At 26.5% G+C, this 18293-nt stretch carries 12 protein-coding genes; 10 read left to right on the forward strand and 2 right to left on the reverse strand.

The window, feature by feature from the left end; translation table 11 throughout:
• The first annotated feature begins 18 nt into the window (after positions 1-18).
• A complete protein-coding gene (locus tag EJJ37_RS16715; RefSeq protein WP_133016627.1) occupies positions 19-663 on the forward strand; it encodes a pentapeptide repeat-containing protein in 645 nt (214 codons plus the stop codon).
• 51 nt (positions 664-714) lie between these two features.
• Here EJJ37_RS16715 and ytaF read toward each other — a convergent pair whose 3' ends face one another.
• Positions 715-1350, reverse strand: coding sequence for a sporulation membrane protein YtaF (ytaF, locus tag EJJ37_RS16720; protein ID WP_133016628.1), 636 nt, complete (start codon positions 1348-1350; stop codon positions 715-717).
• A gap of 193 nt (positions 1351-1543) precedes the next feature.
• Between ytaF and EJJ37_RS16725 the strand changes: the two genes are divergently transcribed.
• Both EJJ37_RS16725 and EJJ37_RS16730 read left to right on the forward strand, forming a co-directional pair.
• Entirely contained in the window at positions 1544-2248 is a 705-nt protein-coding gene (locus EJJ37_RS16725) for an ABC transporter ATP-binding protein (RefSeq protein ID WP_133016629.1), read from the forward strand.
• Positions 2249-2250: 2 nt separating this feature from the next.
• Positions 2251-5493, forward strand: coding sequence for an FtsX-like permease family protein (locus EJJ37_RS16730; protein ID WP_204596864.1), 3243 nt, complete (start codon positions 2251-2253; stop codon positions 5491-5493).
• A gap of 56 nt (positions 5494-5549) precedes the next feature.
• On the opposite strand, the gene EJJ37_RS16735 is transcribed toward EJJ37_RS16730, so the two are convergent.
• Positions 5550-6449 (reverse strand): AraC family transcriptional regulator, encoded by a 900-nt coding sequence (locus EJJ37_RS16735; protein WP_133016631.1) that lies wholly within the window; start codon positions 6447-6449, stop codon positions 5550-5552.
• 136 nt (positions 6450-6585) lie between these two features.
• Here EJJ37_RS16735 and EJJ37_RS16740 point away from each other — a divergent pair, with 136 nt between their 5' ends.
• From EJJ37_RS16740 to EJJ37_RS16770, 7 genes are all read left to right on the forward strand, one after another.
• Positions 6586-8922, forward strand: a complete 2337-nt coding sequence (locus EJJ37_RS16740; protein WP_133016632.1) for a glycoside hydrolase family 31 protein — start codon at positions 6586-6588, stop codon at positions 8920-8922.
• Positions 8923-9139: 217 nt separating this feature from the next.
• A complete protein-coding gene (locus EJJ37_RS16745) occupies positions 9140-12283 on the forward strand; it encodes a DEAD/DEAH box helicase (RefSeq protein WP_166484816.1) in 3144 nt (1047 codons plus the stop codon).
• Between the two features lie 302 nt (positions 12284-12585).
• Positions 12586-14082 (forward strand): glycoside hydrolase family 43 protein, encoded by a 1497-nt coding sequence (locus tag EJJ37_RS16750; protein ID WP_133016634.1) that lies wholly within the window; start codon positions 12586-12588, stop codon positions 14080-14082.
• 287 nt (positions 14083-14369) lie between these two features.
• Positions 14370-14786, forward strand: a complete 417-nt coding sequence (locus tag EJJ37_RS16755; protein ID WP_133016635.1) for a cupin domain-containing protein — start codon at positions 14370-14372, stop codon at positions 14784-14786.
• Between the two features lie 88 nt (positions 14787-14874).
• Positions 14875-15852, forward strand: a complete 978-nt coding sequence (locus tag EJJ37_RS16760; protein ID WP_133016636.1) for an aldo/keto reductase — start codon at positions 14875-14877, stop codon at positions 15850-15852.
• Between the two features lie 85 nt (positions 15853-15937).
• Complete coding sequence (locus tag EJJ37_RS16765; protein ID WP_133016637.1) at positions 15938-16978, forward strand: M42 family metallopeptidase; 1041 nt, start codon at positions 15938-15940, stop codon at positions 16976-16978.
• A 150-nt stretch (positions 16979-17128) separates the two neighbouring features.
• Positions 17129-18064 (forward strand): IS1 family transposase, encoded by a 936-nt coding sequence (locus tag EJJ37_RS16770; RefSeq protein ID WP_133016638.1) that lies wholly within the window; start codon positions 17129-17131, stop codon positions 18062-18064.
• Positions 18065-18293: the final 229 nt, after the last annotated feature.

Raw genomic sequence — 18293 nt, forward strand, 5'->3', positions numbered from 1 at the left:
AAGTAAGAGGAGAAGGAAATGGCAAAAGATAATAGCGGAAGTGAAAATTTTCATTATAATAATATAGAAAAAAAAGATAAGAACTTTATGTATAAGAATTTTAAAAGAAGTAATTGCTATAATTGCAACTTTTCAAATTCAAATTTTAACTTTGCGACTTTTAGAGGGGCACATTTTAAGACTTGTAGTTTTATGAATGGAACTTTTGAGGGAACAGAATTTATAGGAACTAATTTAAAAAATAGTAAGTTTAAAAATGCAAAATTTAAAAATGCTATTTTTGAAGGTGCAAATTTAGATGGTACTGATTTTAAAGATGCAAAATTTGAAAATACTATATTTTTAGGATGTAAATTAGAAAAAACAAAGAATTTTAGTACAGACCTTCAAGGTGTAAGAGTATTTGAAGGAATGCCTGAAATAAATATAAGTTTAGAATTAGAAGAATCATTAAATAGTTTAATGGAAAATAAGTATGTTAAGGCTTCTAGAATTTTCGATACAAAAGAAGGTAATATTAATACTTTAACATTAATGATACTTAAAGAAAATTTCAATGAAGAAGAATTAATTAAGGGCTTTAATGAAATAAAATCACAAATAGATAGAGACTTTTATACTATAAGTTATGTTATAAGACTTATTAATAAAGTAATAGCATAGATTAAAAAATATGCTCCTCAATTAAAATATAATGAGGGGCATATTTTTATTTTATAGTAATTGGAATATTCCCATTGCTATAATTATTATAGATGATATTAAGCCAGAATACTTACCAAAAATTTCAGATAAAAAGCTATTACCTATTTTTAAACCTAAAATCAATATTAGTATACTAAATATAAATGTAAAAATTGTAGTTAGGGGAATGCTTATTCCTGACATACTTGCACCAAGACCTAGAGCAAAGTTGTTTACGCTAAGTGCAAGTGCTAGTGAAATAGCCTCTTTAACTTCAATATTACCAGAACCATCTGTATCGGCAGTTTTATTGTTAATTAATATATCATCGTAATGTAATGACTCAATAATATCTTTATTTTCCTTTTGGGTATTTATTTCATTTTTATTTAAATTTCTTTGTTCTTTAAAGAAATCAAATGTCATAAATAAACCAACAATAATTAAAAGAATTGCACCAATATAGTTGCAAATATATACAGGAATAAATTTATTTAAAATAGCACCTAAAGCCATTGAGAGTAAGGTGCCTAAAGTAACAATAAATGCAATTATTATATTAATAGAAAATTTAATTCTTATTTTCTTAATTCCATAAGCAATTCCTATTATTAAGCTGTCTAAACTTGCTGAAAATGCTAATAAAATAGACGCAATGATATGCATATGCCACTCCTTATATATTATTATACTAATTATTATATTCAAACCTAAAAAGTTCGTTCCTTAGACAAAAAACGATATATAGATTTAATGAATATATGAACAAAATTTTAAAAAATATTATATTTGTTGTAGCTGCAAATTAACTGGTGTATACTGATGACATATAAACGATAACAATGGAGGAAAAATAGGTTTGGGAAAATATATAGAGTTTAGGGATGTAAAGAAGAAATATAAGATGGGAGAAGTAGAAATTGACGCTTTAGGTGGGGTTGATTTTTCAGTAAATAAAGGAGAATTTGTTATAATTGCAGGAGCTAGTGGGGCTGGGAAAAGTACTATTTTAAATATTTTAGGTGGTATGGATACAGTGTCTTCAGGTAAGGTTATAGTTGATAATAATGAGATTAGTAAATATTCTCAAAAAGATTTAATAACATATAGAAGATACGATATTGGATTTGTATTTCAATTTTATAATTTAGTTCAAAATCTTACTGCAAGAGAAAATGTGGAATTAGCTACTCAAATTTCAAAAAATCCATTAAATATTGATAAAGTTTTAGATTCAGTTGGATTAAGAGATAGAAAAAATAATTTTCCATCACAACTATCAGGAGGAGAGCAGCAAAGAGTGGCAATAGCAAGGGCAATAGCAAAGAATCCTAAACTATTACTTTGTGATGAACCTACTGGGGCACTAGATTATAATACTGGTAAAGCTATATTAAAGTTACTTCAAGATACTTGTAGAAAAGAAGGAGTTACAGTAATAATAATTACACATAACTTAGCTTTAACTCCTATGGGAGATAAGGTTATTGAGGTTAAGAATGGTAGAATTCAAAAAATTACTATAAATGAAAATCCAGTTCCTGTAGAAAGGATTGAATGGTAATTATGAAAAATGCATTATGGAAAGATATATTTAGGGATATAAGTAAGTCTAAAGGAAGATTTATTTCAATTGCATCAATTATTGCTTTGGGGGTAATGTTGTTTGCAGGAGTAAAAATTGCACCTTTAGATATGAAAGCTACAGCAGATAAGTATTATGATGATTATAATTTAATGGATCTTAGGGTATTATCAACTTTAGGATTAACTGATGAAGATGTAAAGGATATAAAAAATATAGAGGGTGTTTTAGGTGTTGAACCATCAAAAACTTTTGATGTTATATCTAAGGTAGATTCAGATGAGTTTGTAATTAGGGTGCATAGTTTACCTAATAATAATTTAAGTGATGATAATGAGGATTATATAAATAGATTAAATTTAATTGAAGGGCATTTACCTACTAAAGAAGGTGAATGTGTTATTGCTAAAGAAAATTTTGGTAGTCTAAATTTGAAAATTGGAGATAAACTTAACTTAAATTCTGGTGATGATAGTGATATTAAAGATAGTCTTGCAACTAATGAATATGAAATTGTAGGTATAGTAGAAACTCCTTATTATTTAAGTGATCAAATTGGAAGTAGTAATATTGGAAATGGTAGTGCAAAAACATATATGTTTATAAATGAATCTGATTTTAAAAGTGAAGTATATACAGATATTTATGTTACCGTTAAGGATGCTAAAGCTTTAGATTCATATGATGAGAAATATTTTGATGTAACAGATAAGGTTAAAGAATCTATAGAAAACATTTCCAATGTAATGATTGATAGAAGATATGATGAAGTAATAAATGAAGCTAATGAAGAATTAAATAAAGGTAAAGATGAATATGAAAGTAAAAAGAGTGAAGTTGAAGAGCAATTAGAAAAAGCTCAAAATGAAATAGAGAATTCAAGAAAGACATTGGCTGAAGGGGAAGATGAGCTTAATAGTAAGAAAAATGAGTTAGAAAATTCATTGAAGATTGCACAAGAAGAGATTTTAAAGGCAGAGCAGGAATTAAATGAAAAGGAAACACAGCTTAATGAGGGAATAGATAAATTTTATGAAGCAAAAGAAAGTATAGAGCAGGAGTTTATTAAAGCTGAAAACTCTATCAATGATTCAGAAGTTTATTTAGAAGATTTACTAAGTCAAAAATCTTCACTAGAGGATAAGTTAAAAGATGAAAGTTTAAGTGATGAAGAAAAATCTTCTATTGAAGTGCAGATAAATTCATTAGATATAATAATAAAAGAAGCTAGTGATAAAATTAATGTAGCAAAATCAGAGCTTCAAAGTAAAAAAGATGAATTATTAGCAAAAGAGAATGATTTAAACTTAGCTAAGGCACAAATAGAAGAAGGTAGAGAGAAAATTAATAAATCAAGGGCTGATTTAGAAGAAGCTAAAAATCAAGGATATGCTCAAATAGAAAATGCAAAAGCCGAAATAGAAAATGGAAAAGTAAAATTAGCTGAGGGGGAAAAAGAGCTAGAGGAAAATAAGAAAAAAGCAGAAGAGGAGCTTTCAAAAGCAAAAGAAAAATTAGAAGAAGCAGAAGAGAAAATATCAGAAATAGAAAAGCCAGATCTTTATGTTTTAGATAGAAAGTCACATTATTCTTATGTAGACTATGAAAATAGTGCAAATAGTATTGATAAATTATCAAATGTATTTCCAGTATTTTTCTTTGTAGTAGCAGCATTAGTATGTTTAACAACAATGACTAGAATGGTAGATGAACAAAGAGTAAATATAGGAACATTAAAAGCTTTAGGATACGATAAAGGAAGTATTGCTAAAAAGTTTATTGTTTATGCATTATTTGCAAGTTTAATTGGATGTATAGTAGGAATTACTTTAGGTTTTACTGTGTTACCATTAGTTATTTTTGATGCATATAAAATATTATATATACTTCCCAAAATGAGTTATGTAGTACATATACCTTTAGCTATAATGGTTTTTGCTGTAGCTATAGGAGTAACTACATTAGCAACATATGCAGCATGTAGAATTGAACTTATTGAAGTTCCATCAATGCTAATGAGACCTAAGGCACCAAAAGAAGGTAAAAGAATTTTATTAGAAAGAATTCCTTTCATTTGGAATAGGTTTAATTTTATTGGTAAAGTAACAGTAAGAAATATTTTTAGATATAAGAAGAGATTTTTTATGACTGTAATTGGAATTGCTGGAAGTACAGCATTATTAGTTGCTGGTTTTGGTATTAAAGACTCTATAAAAACTGTTGTAAATAAACAATATGGAGATTTAACACAATATGATATTTCAGTAAATTTAAATGGAACTATAAATACTGATGAAAAGAATAATTTAGAAGATTATTTAAAGCAGGATTCAAAGGTAAGTGATTTTATTTTTGTAAGAAGTGAAAGTGGAGAAGCCTTATCAAATGAAATAAGTAAAGATGTTAATATTATAGTTACACATGAAGATGAAAAGTTTGATGAGTTTGAACATTTACAAGATAGGAAGACTAAAGAAACAATTATTTTACCTAAGGATGGAATAGCAATAAGTGAAAAACTAGCTAAATTATTAGGTGTTAAAGTTGGAGATGAAATAGAGATTATAAATAATAATGATAATAAGGCACAAGCCAAAGTTGGAGCAATAGTAGAACATTATATTAATCACTATATTTATATTGATGCTGATTATTACAAAGAGATATTTAATAAATCTCCAGAAGAAAATAGTATATTTGTTAAAGTAAATAATGAAGATTCTATAAATGAGATATCTAACAGTTTAATAAATATAAATGGAGTTGCTGGAGTAGTAAGTAATAGTAGCATAAAAAATAATTTTGATGATACAATTAAATCTTTAGATTTAGTAGTCTTAGTTATGATATTTTGTGCAGGGGCATTATCATTTATAGTATTATATAATCTAACCAATGTTAATATTTCTGAACGTATAAGAGAAATAGCAACAATTAAGGTTTTAGGCTTTTATGATAAAGAAGTTTCAGCCTATATATTCAGAGAAAATATATTATTAACTGTTATTGGAGCAATAGGAGGATTGCTATTAGGTACAGTTTTCCATAAGTTTATAATGGTAACAGTTGAAATGGATTATGTTATGTTCGGTAGAACTATAGATGTTAAGAGTTTTATTATGGCAGCTATTTTAACAATTATTTTCTCATTGTTAGTAAACTGGGCTATGTATTATAAGTTAAAGAAAGTTGAAATGGTTGAATCTTTAAAATCAGTAGATTAAAAAAATTATTATTAAAAAAGTAACAGTTTAATTTTACTGTTACTTTTTTTATATTGTTATTTAAAAATAGTTGAATTTATTGTTCTAAATTCCTTTGGAGTTAAATTATATTTTCTTTTAAATAATTTATTAAAATATGATAGATTATCAAATCCTACTTCTAAGGAAATATCCATTATAGCATTATTAGTAGAGGTCAATAAAATAGATGATTTTTCTAGCCTTAAGTTGTTAATATATTGAATGCAGGTTAAACCAATATGCTTTTTAAAGAAACGCATAAAATGATATTCACTATATTGGCAAAGATCAGCTAAAGTATTTATTGAAATATCTTCAGAATAATGATCATTTATATAATTTAAAACTAATTTAATTTTATCGGTAGTATTAATTGTAAGGTTATTTTTACTTTGATGTTTTTCAATTAGATTATTTTTATAAAGTAATGAAAAAAACTTAAATAGTAAAGATTTTAATTCAAGTTCATAAGCGATATCCTTTTCATAATAGCAATATATTATATTTTCTATAACATCAAAAATTTTAGAGTAACAATCTATATTATCTTTAATGATAATAGGCAATTGATGTTCATGATTTAACAGAGGTGCAATATATTTTAATAATGTACCATCAGTATTAGAGCTTTTTAGCATGTTTATATTGAAAACAAAAGAAGCCCAAGTCATGTTTTCATTTGGAATAGATGTTAGTGAGTGTAAACTTTGAGAGCCAATGATTAAAATATCTCCTTTATTTATAACAAATGAATCTAAATTTATTCTGTAATCACATTTTCCATCTAAAACTATAATAACTTCGATTTCTTCATGCCAATGAGTTGCAATAGAAGGAAAGCTTGTACTCATTGTTCCTTTATAAATTGAAAATGGCAATATAAAGTCACCATGTGTAATGTTTTCTTTTAAGTTTGTAAAATCTAAATTATTCATGAAATCTCCTAGTATAGCAGTATTGTCTTATAAATTGTTAGTATACTGCAAGTATTATACTTCTTTAAATATTATAATAACATTATAATTACATTTTTTAAATAAAATGTTTTGTAAGTAGTAAGGGGAAGAGATTATGTTTGGAAAAATATTAAATTATGAAGTTAGTGAAAACAAAGTTTTAGTGAATTATGAAAAAATTCAAAGTACTATAACTTTGATAAATGAAAGTGTTGTTAATTTCTTTGCGCCATTTCATAGAGAAGAAAGAAATTCTAAGGCAGTTGAAAACGTATTAAATAGCAAAGTTAAATTTGAGGTTAAATATGATAATGAAGTTTTAAATATAAAAACAAATGTTTTAAGTATTAATATTTATGATGATTTTAAAGTTGATATATATAATTCAAAGGGTGAAATTTTATGTAGGGATTATAGAGGAGAAAGAGATCCTTTTAGAAGACTAGGGGCTAATTCTACCTTAGCAGCAGAAGAAGGCCATAAATTAGAAGGACATGAAGAATATAAGATTTATGTATCTAAAGTTATGGAAAATGATATGTATTTCTATGGTCTTGGAGAAAGAACAGGTTCCCTAAATAAAAAAGGATATCATTATAGAAATTGGAATACTGATGATCCAACACCACATGGAGAAACATATGCCCAATTATATAAATCAATACCATTTTTGATAACATTAAAAGATGAAGAGGCCTGTGGTATTTTCTTTGACAATCATTTTGAAAGTCATTTTGATATGGGAAAAGAAAATTCTAATTATTACTATTTTGGAGCTGTAGATGGTAATTTAGATTACTACTTTATGTACGGACCTACAATAAAGGAAGTAGTTAATGAATATACTAATTTAACTGGAAAAACACCATTGCCACAATTATGGACACTTGGATATCAACAATGTAGATGGTCTTATGCTCCACAGGAAAGAACTATGGAGATTGCCAAGGCTTTTAGAGAAAAAGATATTCCATGTGACACTATTTATTTAGATATAGATTATATGGATGGTTTTAGAGTTTTTACATGGGATAATAAAAAGTTTGAAAATCCTAAAGAATTTTTAGAGCAGCTTAAAGAAATGGGATTCAAAGTAGTTACAATTATAGACCCAGGAGTTAAGGTAGATAAAGGATATAAAATATATGATGAAGGCTTAAAGGAAGGACATTTTGCAACAGATAAAGATGGAATAGTCTATAAGAATTGGGTGTGGCCAGGAGATTCTGTTTTTCCGGATTTTATGAATTCTAAAACAAGAGAATGGTGGGCTGGAAATCAAAAAATAATGATGGATTTAGGTGTTTCAGGAATATGGAATGATATGAATGAACCAGCTAGTTTCAATGGACCACTTCCAGATGATGTAGTTTTTAATAATGATGGAACTTTAGTTACTCATAAAGAAATTCATAATGTTTATGGTCATATGATGGACAAGGCTACCTATGAAGGTATTAAAAGAGCTACAAATAAAAGACCATTTATAGTAACTAGAGCATGTTATGCAGGAACTCAAAAATATGCTACAGTTTGGACTGGAGATAATCAAAGTACATGGGAGCATTTAAGAATGTCACTACCTATGTTAATGAATCTTGGACTTAGTGGTATGGCTTTTTGTGGCACTGATGTTGGAGGATTTGGACATGATTGCACTCCTGAGCTTTTAAGTAGATGGGTTCAAGTTGGTGCATTTACACCATTATTCAGAAATCATTCAACTATTGGAAGTAGAGAACAAGAGCCGTGGGCTTTTGATAAAACTACAGAAGATATAAATAGAAAATATATTAAATTAAGATATAAGTTAATCCCATATTTATATGATATGATGTATAAATGTGAGGAGACTGGAGAACCAATAATTAGACCATTATTGTTTAACTATCAAAATGATAGAAAAACATATGAAATAAATGATGAATTTAATTTTGGTGATAACATTTTAGTATCTCCAGTTGTAGAACAAGGAGCTAGACACAAATTAGTTTACTTACCAGAAGGGGATAATTGGATTGATTATTGGACTGGAGAAGAGTATAAGGGTGGTCAATATATAATTAAAGAAGCTCCATTAGATATTTGTCCTGTATTTATAAAATCATTATCTATAATTCCATTAGGAAAAGAACAAAACTATGTTGGAGAAAATAATTATGATATATTAACTTTAAATATATATTTAGGTAAAGAAAATGGAGAATCAACTTATACTCATATATTAGATGATGGTGAAAGTTTTGATTATAAAAATGGAAAGTTAAATAAATATATTATTAACTTTAAATTGGAAGAGGAATTAAGAATAGAATTAAAAGAAAATATAGGATATTCTAAAAATTATAATAAAATAAAAATAATTCTTAATAATTTAGAGCATACTAAGAAAGTATTCTTCAATAATAAAGAAATTGAAGTTAAAGAAAATCAATTTATAGTAGAGCTATAAAATAATAATGTTAATTTTACAACTCAAATAAGAGATGTAATTTTATAAATTTCCACCTTAAATTCAGGTATAAAGTAGTTTCATAAATAAATGTTTATGAACTACTTTATATTTTTTTATAAAAAAATATTTAAGTAATAAGATAAATTTATAGATATTAACGTAGATAACAACTTATGATATAATAATTTAATTATATGATAATGAGGTGAAAAAGGTGGATTTAAAAAATTTATTAGATAATGTATTAGCCTTAGGATCTAATATTAGCATAAAAGATGGTAAAGAGATTTATAAAAATAGATTAGTATCAAATTTAAGTAGTAAAAAGATTAATGATATTTATCATATATATTCAAAAGTAGCAGAAGAAGATAATAGTAAGGAGTATAGTTGTCATATTAAGTACAATTTAAAAGGTGAAAGAGTAATAGGTGCAACATGTACATGTAGTACATATGAAGAATTTTCAAAGCATAAGACTAATTATATCTGTAAGCATATAATTGCAACTATATTTTATTTCTATATTGTAGCAAAAAATAGAATAAAGAAAATAAATAAAGAAAATCCAGCTTTAAGTAAAAGTAAAGAATGTAAAGTCGCTAAAGGAAGGGTCGAAAAGAAGATACTAAATTTAGATTTAGATATTAAAAGAAATGATAATAAGACATTTGATATACAAATTAGAATAGGTGAAAATACTACTTATTTAATTCCTAAAATTAATGAGTTTCTAAAGTGTAAAGAAGTAAAAGGACAGCTTAGGATTAACGGTGAATTCTTATATAATAGTTCTTCTATGAAATTTAAGGAAGAGGATGAAAGACTTTTAAATTATATAGTTTTAAATTTAAATAAGGAAGATTTCTTTAAGGTTATAGAAGGTAAGATTTTAAGAGTTAATGAAGAGTATATAGAAGAAATTCTAAAGTTAGTAAGTGATAACAGAAAAGTTAAGTTAAATTATGATTATATTAATTATGAAAGCTATATTATAAAAGAGGATATGCCTTTATCTTTCACTGTAAAAATAGATTTTGATAAAATAATTTTGACTACAAAGAAGAAATTACCTATTCCTCTAAATGATAATTTTACCGTGTTTTTAAATGATAGGAAAATTTACTTGCCAAGTGATAATCAAATAAATAACTATAAAGTATTGTATCATAAGTTAAAAAGTAATGGGAAAATAGAGTATCCTAAACAGGAAGCTTATATTAATAAGTTATTTAATTTATTAAGTAATATTAGTAAAGATATAATGTTAGGTGAGGGAGTTAAAAATTTTTGTAGAAATTATTATAAAGTTAAATTTTTCTTTAAAAATGAAAATAACAATATTAAATGTAAAGCTACTGTTAATTATTTTGGAAAAACAATAAATATATTAGATAAAAATATAGATTATTTCCTAAGAGATAATAATTTTGAGGAAGAAATATCAATGAAGTTAGAAAGATATAGATTTATAAAAAAGGCAAATGAATTTTTATTTATTGGAAATGATGAAGAGCGTTATGATTTTTTTACTAGTGGATTAAAGTTTTTTGAAGAATTTTCTATTTTAGAATTTGCTAAAAGTTTTAATGAAGTTAATCTTGTGGGTAGTAATGATATACATGCTATATTTGAGGGGCAAGATCAGGGGCTAAGATTTAAGTATGATATAGATGGATTAGAATATAGTGAGTATATAAATGTATTGCAAGCTTTAGAAGATAATAGAGATTTTTATAAAACTAAAACTGGACGATTATTAAATCTAAGAGACTTAGGAATAGCTAATTTCTTTAATATTATTGATAATTTAATATATAATCAAGAAATATATGATGGTGAAATAGAGGTAGATAAGAGTAAAGCTATATTTATAGAAGATAACATAGAAAATTATAATCTAAACTTTATAAGAGGAGCAGAAGTTTTAAAAGTAGTTTCTAAAAGATTGGAAAGTAGGGTTATAGAAGAAGTTAATGGAATAAAGGAATTAAATGGGACATTAAGAAATTATCAACTTACTGGTGTAAATTATTTATTATCTTTAAGTGAAATGAATTTTGGTGGGATTTTAGCCGATGAAATGGGCCTTGGAAAGACTATTCAAGTAATTGCATTTTTGTTACATAAGAAAAATAAGAGGTCATTAGTAGTTACACCAACTTCCCTTATATATAATTGGAAAGAAGAGTTTGAAAAGTTTGCACCAAGTTTAAATGTTGGAATTATTCATGGAAGCAAAAGTGCTAGAAATAAAATATTAGATAATAAAGAAGATTATGATGTTCTTTTAACTACTTATGGAACAATTAAAAACGATATAGAATTTTATAAAAATGAAATTTTTGATTATTGTATTATAGATGAGGCACAAAATATTAAAAATCCAAAAGCACAAAATACTAAGATAATTAAAGAGATAAATGCAAAAGTAAAATTTGCATTAACAGGTACTCCTATAGAAAACTCATTAATTGAATTATGGTCAATTTTTGATTTTATAATGCCAGGATATTTATTTGATGAAAAGAAATTTAAGAAGAAGTTTGTTAATAGAAGTGAAAAGGAAATTGAGGAGTTAAGGTCTTTAATAAAACCATTTATATTAAGAAGATTAAAAAGAGATGTTATAACTGAATTGCCTGAAAAGATTGAGAAAAAGTATTATGTTCCAATGACTAGTGAACAAAAGTTAGCTTATAAAAATTATATGAAAGAGGTTAAGTTAAAGTTAAAAACTGGAGAAGATGATAATATAACGATTTTCTCTTATTTAACACGATTAAGACAGATATGCCAAGATCCTATTTTAGTTAATAAAGATTATACTGGTGATAGCGGAAAGTTAAATATTGCTCTTGAGATAATAGAGGAAGTTATAGAAGATAATAATAAAATGTTAGTATTTTCTCAATTTACTTCAGTATTAAAAAAGATAGAAGAGGAATTAAATATAAGAAAAATAAAAAATAAATACTTAGATGGATCTACTAGTGCTAAGGAAAGAATAAAACTTGTATCAGAGTTCAATGAATGTAAGGAACCAGAGATTTTCTTAATTTCCTTAAAAGCAGGAGGAACAGGACTTAACTTAACATCAGCAAAGTTTGTTATGCATATGGATCCATGGTGGAATCCTGCAATAGAGGACCAAGCAACAGATAGAGCTCATAGAATAGGACAAAAAAATATAGTTGAAGTAATTAAGCTTATTGCTAAAGATACCATTGAAGAAAAAATTATTCAGCTACAAGAAGATAAACGAGAAATAATAAATAGTGTTATGAGTGATGACAGTTTAAATATAAATAATATTGCTAAATTAACAAATGAAGAAATTTTGGAGTTATTTAGATAGAGCAATATAATTTACTTTTAATAAAAAAGATATGTTGAGAAAAAATTAATATTTGAGATAACTTTTTAAGTTTAATATAAAAGTAAGGCTTCGTTAGTTATTATAAAAACTTATGAGGCCTTATTTTATTTTAAATAAAATAATAATTGCAAAAAATGTAGGTATTTTATCACAAAAAATATATGTATTGAGTATTTTAGATTAATGATATTATGATGATATTCTTATAAAAGGAATGAATAAAATATTAAAATGTAAACGATGTTTAAAAGATTTTATTATAATATCTGGAGGTAAATAAAATGAAATATAATAATCCTGTAATTAAGGGATTTTATCCTGATCCAAGTGTTTGTAAAGTTAAAGATACATATTATCTTGTATGTAGCTCGTTTCAATATTTTCCTGGGGTTCCCTTATTTGAAAGTAAGGATCTTATTAACTGGAATCAAATAGGTCATTGTTTAACTAGAAAAAGCCAAGTACAACTTGATAAAATAAATAGTTCAGGTGGTATTTTTGCACCTACTATAAGATATAATAATGGACGATTTTATATGACAACAACAAATGATACCACACATGAGAATTTTTATGTATGGACAGATGATATTTATGGTGAATGGTCAGAACCTATATATGTAGATCAAGGAGGAATTGATCCATCTTTATATTTTGAGGATAATAGAACCTATTTTATGAGTAATGGATGTGATGATTATGGAGTAAGTGGTATTGTTCAATGTGAAATTGATATTGAATCAGGTAAAAAGCTTACACCAAGTAGAACAATTTGGACAGGTTCTGGTGGTCGTTATATTGAAGGACCTCATATGTATAAAATAAATGGGAAATATTATCTTGTAGCGGCCGAAGGTGGAACTGAGTTTGGACATATGGTTACATATGCATGTGGAGATTCTATAGATGGTTATTTTGAAGGATATTATAATAATCCAGTTTTGACAAATCGTAATTTAGGTGGCTATGAAATACAGGGAGTAGGACATGGTGATTTAATTCAGGATAATGATGGTAACTGGTGGATGTTACATTTAGGATTCCGTCAAAGTGGACAATGGGAAGCTTATCACCATTTAGGACGTGAAGTTTTTCTAACTCCAATTACATTTGGCGAAGATGGTTGGTTTACAGCTGGTAATAATGGTACAACTTTAAAGTCTTTTGATTTAAAGTGTATTAATAGTAATATTGTACAAAATGAGAAAAAGTCTTATACATTTGAAAATACTGAGTGGAATAAGGAATGGTGTTATATACGTATACCTAATTTAGAAAATTATATCTTTGATAAAAATAAATTAATATTAAAAGGTACTAAAATTACACTTGATGATATAGACTCACCAACATTTATAGGTCTTAGACAAAAGGATTTTAATGCAAATATAACATGTGATGTAGCTGTTTCTAATGGGGAGGCAGGCATAACTATATATATGGATGAAAATCACCATTATGATTTGGCAATAAGAGAATGCGATAATGGATATGAGGTAATTGAAAGATTAAATGTTGGAGATATTAAATCGGTGGAAAAGTCTGTATATATAGAAAAAAATAATAAAGTTACTCTTATTATAGAAGCTAAGAATAGTTATTACAGCTTTGGATTTAAAACTAAAGACAAAAAGATTAATTTAGGAACTGCTAAAACAAGATATTTATCATCAGAGGTTGCTGGCGGTTTTACTGGGGTTATGATTGGGTTATATGCATGGGATAAAGAAAAAAATAATCATGCTGAATTTACAAACTTTAAGTGTCTATACATTTAAAAATATTTATATGTTTGTAAAATATTTTTAAGGATAATGTTATAACAAAAAAATTTTTATATATAAGAAATTAATAGGCTTAGATTTAAAATGACTGGCAGTTATTTTAAATCTAAGCCCTATTTTATTTATTTAATTGAATAAAAATAAATTTAAAAGTTTTATTGACTTTGAGTTAACTCTAAGGAGTATGATTATAATGTTGTAAGAATTTGATAAAGAATTACTTGGTACTACTTATTAAAAGTATAAGCTATATCATGAATTTATTAAAGGAGAGGATATATATGACCATAAATAATAATGATAATAATTTAAGTGTTTTTAAAATTGGAGAGCCATTGCCTGAAATGTTTGCTAAGTATTTTATAGGGAATGCGCATTTAAATATGCTAACAACTGAAGGAGTTAGTATTGGAAATGTTACTTTTGAACCAGGATGTCGTAATAATTGGCATATCCATCATAAGGGAGGTCAAATTTTGCTTGTTACTGGAGGAAGAGGATATTATCAAGCTTGGGGTGAGGAAGCAAGAGAGTTAAAGGCAGGAGATGTTGTTAATATACCAGCAGAAGTTAAGCATTGGCATGGAGCAGCAAAGGATAGTTGGTTTTGTCATCTTGCTATTGAAGTTCCTGCAGAAGGTGCAAGTAATGAATGGCTTGAAGCAGTAACTGATGAAGTATATGGAAAATTGAAATAGAAAAGAATATATAATTTGATAGCAATTTAGCTGAATCAGAAATTAAAAAAAAGATTCAGCTATTTTTATAATTTATAGGAGGATCGTTATGGAATATGTAAAGTTAGGAAATACAGGATTAGAAGTATCAAAAATTTGTTTAGGGTGTATGAGTTTTGGAGACCCTACAAAATGGATTCATAGTTGGGTGCTAAATGAAGAAGATTCAAGAAAAATTATCAAAAAATCATTAGATTTAGGAATTAATTTTTTTGATACTGCAAATGTATACGGATTAGGAGCAAGTGAAGAGATACTAGGAAGAGCTCTAAAAGATTATGCAAATCGTGATGAAATCGTAATAGCAACAAAAGTCAGTGGAGCTATGGGGGAAGGTCCGAATAGTTCAGGGTTATCTAGGAAGGCTATTATAAATGAGGTTGAAAAATCTTTAAATCGCTTAGGGGTTGATTATATTGATATTTTATATATTCATAGATGGGATTATGAAACACCTATTGAAGAAACAATGTGTGCTCTTAATGATTTAGTGAGGGCTGGAAAAGTTCTTTACTTAGGAGCTTCATCTATGTATGCATGGCAGTTTGCAAAAGCTCAATATATAGCAGAAAAGAATGGCTGGACAAAATTTTCAGTTATGCAAGGACATTATAATTTATTATATAGGGAAGAGGAAAGAGAAATGAATTCCTTATGCAATGATATGGGAGTGGCGTTAGTTCCATATAGTCCTTTAGCAGCTGGTCGTTTGACACGTGATTGGGAATCAGATTCAAAAAGATTTAAAGAAGATAATATTGCAAAAGGAAAATACGATAAAACTGAAGGGCAAGATAAAATTATTGTTCAAAGAGTTTCAGAAATTGCTAAAAAATATAATGCAACAAAATCACAAATTGCAGTTTCATGGTTATGGAGCAAAGGGGTTACTGCACCTATTGTTGGAATAACAAAGGAAAAATATTTAGATGATTTTGTAGGAGCATTAGATATTAAATTAACTGATGAGGATATTAATTACTTAGAGGAAGCTTATGTACCACATAATATTGTTGGACATAAGTAAAAGTTATAAAGCAGATTAGAACATGTAGAGAAATTATGGTAATATAAATGATATAGAATTAATTTGCTAAATTTAGGAGGAAAAAATGAGTAATAATCTTAGTATTAATAAGGAATTTTTATTAAAAACAGCAAAAGATATACTAGAGTTTAATAGTCCTACAGGTTTTTGTTTTGAAATTATGGATAAGATAGAGGAAATTGTTAAGTCTTTTGGATATAAGTTTGAAAGAAATAATAAGGGCTGTGGAATAATTACAGTGGAAGGACAAAATAATGAAAAGACAGTTGGGCTTTGCGCGCATGTAGATACATTAGGAGCTATGGTGAGATCTATAACAGCAAATGGAACTTTAAAGTTCACAATATTAGGAGGACCTATAGTACCAACATTAGATAGTGAGTATTGTAAAATAAGAACAAGAGACGGGAAAGTTTATACAGGTACTTTTTTAAGTACTAGTCCAGCGGCACATGTTTTTGAAGATAGCAAAAGTAAAACTAGAGATGAAAAAAACATGGAAGTTAGAATTGATGAAATAGTAAAAAATAAGGAGGATGTTTTAGCATTAGGAATTGCTCCGGGAGATTTTATATTTATTGATCCAAAGACTACTATTACTGAAAGTGGATTTATAAAATCAAGATTTATTGATGATAAAGGTAGTGTAGCAGCAATAATTGCACTATTAGAAATGATGCATAGAGAAAATTTAAAACCTAAATATACTGTAAAAATTGTAATTTCAACATACGAAGAGGTTGGACATGGTTCAGCTTCTATTCCAAGTGATATTAGTGAAATGATTGCAGTTGATATGGGATGTATAGGAGATGATTTATCTTGCACAGAGTATGATGTATCAATATGTGCAAAAGATTCCAGTGGACCTTATGACTACAATATGACTACTGAGTTAATTAACTTAGCTAAAGAAAATAATCTAAGTTATGCTGTAGATATATATCCAATGTATGGTTCTGATGTAAGTGCTGCTTTAAGAGCAGGAAATGATATAAGAGGAGCACTTATAGGACCAGGTGTTCATGCTTCTCATGGTATGGAAAGAACACATGTGAAGGCACTTGAAAATACGATAAAATTATTAGCATTATATTTATTATAATAAAGGTATTAATAAAATATATATTATTAGAGAGTTAGTGTTTTAAAAATAAGCATTAACTCTTTTTTTTACTCTAAAGTTAAAAAGGAATAAAATTAAATTGAAGGTTTAGAATTTTTTTGTCTGTTAATAATTACAAATGGTGATAACATGAATAATATTTATAAGATATTAATTAAAAATTCCAGCAAAAAAATAGTAGATGACTTCGATTTTAGAATGTGGAAAAATAATAATTCTAAAAGTAATATAATAAGCAAATGTCCATATTGTGAAAGCAAGGAAATTATTAAATATGGAAACTATAGAAGTATTCAAAGATATAAATGTAAAGAGGAAAGCTGCGGAAGAACCTTTACTAATAATATTTATAATAAATTTAGATATTCTAAAAAGTTTAAGGATAAATGGAAGGAATATTTTGAACTATTAAATAAAGGTTTAACTATAAGAGAATGTGCTGCAGAATTGAACATAACTATTGTTACAGCTTTTTTTTGGAGACATCGCTTTTTATATGATATAAAAAGTAAAAATTATATTGAAAAAATAAGCTCTTATGTAGAGTTAACAAAAATGGTAGTAACTGAAAACTTTAAGGGTTCTAGAGATATTAAAAATAAAAAAAGAGATAAAATTACAGTTGTTAATGCTTTAAATGATTCTATAGATATAATACCAATTATTGCAGCAAGAAAACATTTGGGGTTTTATGAAATTAGGGATAATATCATACCTAGATTAGATAGAAGGGCTTATGTTGAGGGGATTACTGATGGAAGACTTAAAATCTTTGCTAAAACATTTAATGAAATAAATAAGGTACAACTTAAAAAAGTTAAAGAAAAAACTATTGATATACAATATTCAATTAAAGCTAAAAAGTGGCTTAGTAAATTTCGAGGAGTAGCAACTAAATATTTAGACCATTATTTAAGTTTAAGATTATTTGAGTATAAAAATGAATTTGAAATTAAAAATAATTTATTTTTAAGTGAAAAAATAAAACTTGAGCTTTGTTTAAAACCAGAAATAAATACATATATTTCTTGGAAAAATATAAAATCAAAAATATTGTCAGTATAGTAGTTTATAAAAAAATATAGAAATTAAGTTATGAAAGTATTTTTATAGAGAGTTTATTGCTTGACCATTTTTTTTATTAATAATGGTCTATTTATAATGTATAAATTTATATTGATTTAAAGTTTTATTATGCAATAAAGTTAAAAACCTAGAGATTTATTTTAAAGTAATAATATATTAATTAATTCTATATAAGTCTGTTATACTAAATTGTTGATAACAATAATTT

Source organism: Clostridium cuniculi, from assembly GCF_004353185.1.
GTDB classification, from domain to species: domain Bacteria; phylum Bacillota; class Clostridia; order Clostridiales; family Clostridiaceae; genus Clostridium; species Clostridium cuniculi.